Origin of the sequence: Microcystis sp. M53598_WE2, assembly GCF_030067735.1 — a bacterium.
Lineage (GTDB): Bacteria > Cyanobacteriota > Cyanobacteriia > Cyanobacteriales > Microcystaceae > Microcystis > Microcystis aeruginosa.
Genome location: NZ_JASJFE010000101.1, coordinates 1 through 4748 on the forward strand (window position 1 = coordinate 1; position 4748 = coordinate 4748).

Annotated in this window: 5 protein-coding genes and 1 pseudogene; 5 read left to right on the plus strand and 1 reads right to left on the minus strand. The window is 43.4% G+C overall.

Annotation, left to right across the window (positions count from 1 at the left end; genetic code table 11):
- Window positions 1–231: 231 nt before the first annotated feature.
- Entirely contained in the window at window positions 232–1413 is a 1182-nt protein-coding gene (locus PX636_RS02320; protein WP_288116110.1) for a M20 family metallopeptidase, read from the minus strand.
- Window positions 1414–1640: 227 nt separating this feature from the next.
- Between PX636_RS02320 and queF the strand changes: the two genes are divergently transcribed.
- From queF to PX636_RS22560, 5 genes and pseudogenes are all read left to right on the plus strand, one after another.
- Entirely contained in the window at window positions 1641–2036 is a 396-nt protein-coding gene (queF, locus tag PX636_RS02325) for a preQ(1) synthase (protein ID WP_002740916.1), read from the plus strand.
- A 417-nt stretch (window positions 2037–2453) separates the two neighbouring features.
- Window positions 2454–3392 (plus strand): substrate-binding domain-containing protein, encoded by a 939-nt coding sequence (locus PX636_RS02330; RefSeq protein ID WP_288116111.1) that lies wholly within the window; start codon window positions 2454–2456, stop codon window positions 3390–3392.
- Between the two features lie 37 nt (window positions 3393–3429).
- Complete coding sequence (locus PX636_RS02335; protein WP_288116112.1) at window positions 3430–3852, plus strand: Het-E N-terminal domain-containing protein; 423 nt, start codon at window positions 3430–3432, stop codon at window positions 3850–3852.
- A gap of 26 nt (window positions 3853–3878) precedes the next feature.
- On the plus strand, window positions 3879–4274 hold the full coding sequence (locus PX636_RS02340; protein ID WP_288116113.1) for a DUF4164 family protein: 396 nt from the start codon (window positions 3879–3881) through the stop codon (window positions 4272–4274).
- A gap of 65 nt (window positions 4275–4339) precedes the next feature.
- Window positions 4340–4748: pseudogene (locus tag PX636_RS22560) on the plus strand (ATP-binding protein); the annotation flags it as partial.

A 4748-nucleotide genomic window follows, 5' to 3' on the forward strand; every position in this document is an offset into this window, starting at 1 on the left:
ATTAGGTAGTTGACCACCTCAAAACTGGTAAAACCCCACACCCCACACCCCACACCCCACACCCTGCCACCACCGAAAAGCTTTTTCAGCAAACCCTAAGTAGGGAGGCACAATTATTTGTAGGATGGGTTAGCGGTAGCGTAAACTATGCGGGTGTTGGGTTTCATGCTTCAACCCAACCTACGTTCTAAATCTTGCCAAATTTCCATAAAATTATCTTGAAAAACCGGTTTAATCTTGCCGTTGCCAATATTTATAGGCCGCGTAGGCTAAAGTAATCACTCCCGTCAGAATTGCCGACTCATCCACTAAAAATTCCGGATGGTGAAGGGGGGGATTGAGGAGGTGAGGAGAACCCACTCCCAGACGGAACATTGTCCCCGGGGCCTGTTGCAAATAAAGGGAAAAATCCTCGGCCCCCATGGAGGGTTCCGAGAGAATTAAAACCCGATCCTGTCCCCAAGCTTCTAAACCAGCTTCTTCGACTAAACGGGTTAAAAATTGGTCATTTTGCACCGATGGCACGCCCCGACGATATTTTACTTGACATTTTGCGTTATAGGTGCTACAGACATTCGTGACCAAACTCTCGATCCATTCCGGGAGATGGGCGTGGGTTTCTGGGTGCAGCGATCGCACGGTTCCCGCCATGCGTACCTGATCAGCGATGACGTTGGGGGCGCGACCACCGCTAATCTGCCCGATGGTGAGGACAATGGGACGCAAAGGGTTTTGAGTCCGACTAATTGCCTGTTGCAAAGTGGTGATTACTTGGGAGGCGATCCAGATAGCATCGATCGCCTCGTGGGGCCGGGCCCCGTGGCCGGATTCCCCTTGAATAAAAATCTCCAGATCGTCGGCAGCTGCAGTTAAGGCCCCGTAACGAACTCCGATCGATCGGGCCGGAATCGAGGGGAAAACGTGCAGCCCCAAAACGGCGCTGACATCCCGCATCACCCCCTCCCGGATCATCCAATTAGCCCCCTGGGCGATTTCCTCTGCTGGTTGAAAGAGAAAGCGTATTTTTCCCCCCAAAGGTTCCGAGAGACGGGAAAGCACCATCGCCACCCCTAAACCGACGGTAGCATGAACATCGTGACCGCAGGCGTGCATAATCCCGGGTTTGCGGGAAGCAAAGTCTAAATCGGTTCTTTCTTGGATCGGTAGGGCATCCATATCGGCGCGGATAGCTAAAATCCTTCGATCACTGCCTTTTCCCGCCAATTCTCCCTTAACTCCCGTTTTTCCCACCGCTTCCTGCACCGATAGACCACAGGAAGACAAAACCCCGGCAATATAGGCGGCCGTTTGATATTCTTGCCCACTTAACTCTGGATTCGCGTGAATGTGGCGGCGAATCTCCACTAATCGGGGTGCGAGACTCTCGGCTATGTTTTTAATCTCGGAGAGCATGAAACCAGTTTTACAGTATCTTTAGAGTTAATCATAGAGCATTTTTTACCTGAAAATTCGACTTGGCTGATTTTAAGTCTGCATTGTCTTCTCGGCATTCTTTCAACCCTGGACTAAGCTAATTTGTCAATAGGATGCAGGAGTTACTATTCATCTCTTGATTCGGTAACGCCTCTTGAGAGAATATTCCAGCTATGATAGGAAACATTGTCTAGTTAGGAAAAAACATGGTTCAGTCTTCCGAAAAAATTGAGGTTAAGTACGGGGAAAGAGAAATTGCCGAAGGAACATTAATTACTTTCCCCAATCCACGCCCTGGCAGAAATTACGATATTCAGATCACTCTGCCGGAATATACCTGTAAGTGTCCCTTTTCCGGTTATCCCGATTTTGCCACTATTTATCTTAGCTACGTTCCCGATCAAAAGGTGATGGAATTAAAGGCGATTAAACTTTATATTAATAGTTATCGCGATCGTTATATTTCCCACGAAGAAGCAATTAACCAAATTTTAGATGATTTGGTGGCCGCTTGCGAACCCTTGCAGATGAAAGTTAAGGGGGATTTTCATCCCAGAGGTAACGTCCATACCGTGGTGGAGGTGATGTATAAAAAAGAATAGCATAATTGTCTAGTTTGGGGATGGGGTTGCCTCCATCCCTTGCTGTTCTAGTTTTTGTTGTTCAAGTTTTTTGCTGTTCGAAGGTCTGTAGCCAGTCAACAGGAGAAGATGCTCAAGCAGGTTATATCGCTATCTTGTCCTTTGTCTGATAGGTTTTATACTAAATCCGTTGAGTATAGGCTTACATATCAGGACAGGCACTCATGCAAGAGGCAAGAGGCAAAAGGGAGAATAAATAATCAGTTTTTAATAACCTGGTTTAGTATTACTCATCGAATCTATCCTCTCCTTTCTGTTGTTCGTGTCTCTATGGTTGATCCTTAACCCTTGGCACAACCCGAAAGAATTGTAAAAGTTAGGGTCATTAAAAAAAGCTGGGATTATCATTAAAGTAGTCCGAATCGTGATCCTGATTTTATGTCCCAGAAAAATGAAATTCTTCCGCTGCTGTTGACGGTTTGGGTGACATCGGCACTTTTAGGAGGAATTGCTTGGTGGTTGCTCAACAAAACCTTTCCCAATCTCAATGATCGATCTAATTCTTCTTCCTCCTCGAATAATCAAATTTCTGAAACTTTAGGTGCAGTTAAAAATGTCCCAGAAGGATTATTTAACTACGGGGGAAGTACCACTTGGGCCCCGATTCGCAAGGAAGTGGACTTTATTATCCAGCAAGTCTGGCCGAAATTTCGCCTTGTCTATACCGATCCCACTACGGGAACCCCCGGCACCGGCAGCGGTATTCGGATGTTAATCGAGAATCAATTGGCTTTTTCCCAAGCATCTCGATCGCTCAAAGATGAGGAAATACAACGCGCTCAACAACGGGGATTGACCTTAAAAGAGGTTCCCGTGGCTATCGATGGAATTGCGATCGCAGTTCATCCCGATTTACCAGTTTCCGGTCTAACAATTACCCAGTTAAAAGATATTTATACAGGAAAAATTAGCAATTGGCGGCAAGTGGGCGGGCCTAATTTAGCCATTATTCCCTATTCCCGACGCAAGGAAGATGGGGGAACCGTGGAATTTTTTATCGATCAGGTTTTAGAAAAAGCCGATTTTGGGAGTAATATTCAGTACATTTACAGTACAACTTCCGCTCTCAGAAAAGTTTCCCAAAATCCGGGAGGAATTTACTATGCTTCTGCACCGGAAGTAGTTCCCCAGTGTGGAATTAAAACTTTACCCCTTGGTAAAAGCGAAAATAAGTTAGTTGCCCCCTATCAAGAACCTTCGATCCCGTCTTCCCAATGTCCCCAGAAGCGTAATCAACTGAATGAATTAGCTTTTCAGCAAGCCATCCGCGCCCAATACCTGCGCCATAATTGCGTCAGATACTTTGCTTTGATCTAAAATTGAGTCAGCAATATCTAATTTGGAGTCTCAGGCAATGGAACCAATTTCTCTAATTCTCGCTGCGTTGGCTGCTGGTGCGGTTGCTGCTGCTAAGGATACGGCAGGAACAGCCGTTAAGGATGCTTATGAGGGTTTAAAAGCGTTGATTAAGAAGAAATTTGCAGAAAAAGGGAAAACAGATGATAGTGATATCGTCGATAAACATGAGAAAAAACCAGATTCAGAGGGGGTAAAAACACTGCTCAAAGAAGAGTTACTTGAAGCAAAAATTGATAGAGATGCAGAGGTTATTAAGACAGCAGAAGAATTACTTAAGCAATTAAAACCTGAAGAATTTGCCGCAGGTAAGTATAATATTAATGTTGGTGGTGATATTAAAGGAATGGTGGTAGATGGTACTTTTAAGGGAATTGCAGGAGATATTAGTGGTGCAACTGTTAGTCAGAACATTAATTAGTTGAGGATTATTTAGGAGGGAAATTTATGTCAATTACTGTTGAGGTAGAACTTAAAGATTTTCTAATTCAAATCAATCAAAAGTTAGACAATCTTCAAAAAGATGTTACTGATATTAAGATTGAACTTAGTGAAGTTAAAGGTGAAATTAAGCGTCTGGAGGGAAAAATTGATGGTGTCGAGAAGCGTCTGGAGGAAAAAATTGATGGTGTCGAGAAGCGTCTAGAGGAAAAAATTGATGGTGTCGAGAAGCGTCTAGAGGAAAAAATTGATGGTAGTGAGAAGCGTCTAGAGGGAAAAATTGATGGCGTGGAAAAGCGCTTAGAGAATCAAGAGTTTGTCAGTCGAGGGATTTTAGTTGCTTTAATTGTAACGATTTTAGGCGGTTTGGCTAAATTGTTTGGTTTAGTAGGAAGTCCTTAAAGAGTGCTAATTCTAAAACTGCAATTTAAAGTTAACTTGAAAAGAATAATTTTGGGGTAGCAAAAATGACTGATAAAAGTTATTATTCAGAAATAGGGGGTGATGTTAAAGGTCTTAGCGGTGATGGTGAATTTAAGGGAATTGCAGGTGATATTAGTGGCGGTGTAATCAATCAATATATTATCACCCAAAAGTCAGGAGTTGAGATTCAGGCTCAAACTTTAATTACGGTTCACCTTATTTGGGGTTAAGGAAGTTTGAAGTAGATGATAAGGATAGGTTTTTTGGGCGAGATAATTGGATTGTTGAGTTAACCGATTATTTAAAGCAAAAGAATGTTTTATTGCTTTTAGGTGCGTCGGGAAGTGGTAAGTCTTCTCTCGTGCAAGCGGGTTTAATTCCTAAGTTAAAGGATAATTTTGGCGCAAATAGATTGGTTAATTTAACTTTTGTTCCTGATGTTAATCCCTTTGA

Excerpts from the sequence above, each read along its gene's own strand:
- PX636_RS02320 (WP_288116110.1), bottom strand. The coding sequence starts at position 1,413 with ATGCTCTCCGAGATTAAAAACATAGCCGAGAGTCTCGCACCCCGATTA.
- queF (WP_002740916.1), top strand. The coding sequence starts at position 1,641 with ATGGTTCAGTCTTCCGAAAAAATTGAGGTTAAGTACGGGGAAAGAGAA.
- PX636_RS02330 (WP_288116111.1), top strand. The coding sequence starts at position 2,454 with ATGTCCCAGAAAAATGAAATTCTTCCGCTGCTGTTGACGGTTTGGGTG.
- PX636_RS02335 (WP_288116112.1), top strand. The coding sequence starts at position 3,430 with ATGGAACCAATTTCTCTAATTCTCGCTGCGTTGGCTGCTGGTGCGGTT.
- PX636_RS02340 (WP_288116113.1), top strand. The coding sequence starts at position 3,879 with ATGTCAATTACTGTTGAGGTAGAACTTAAAGATTTTCTAATTCAAATC.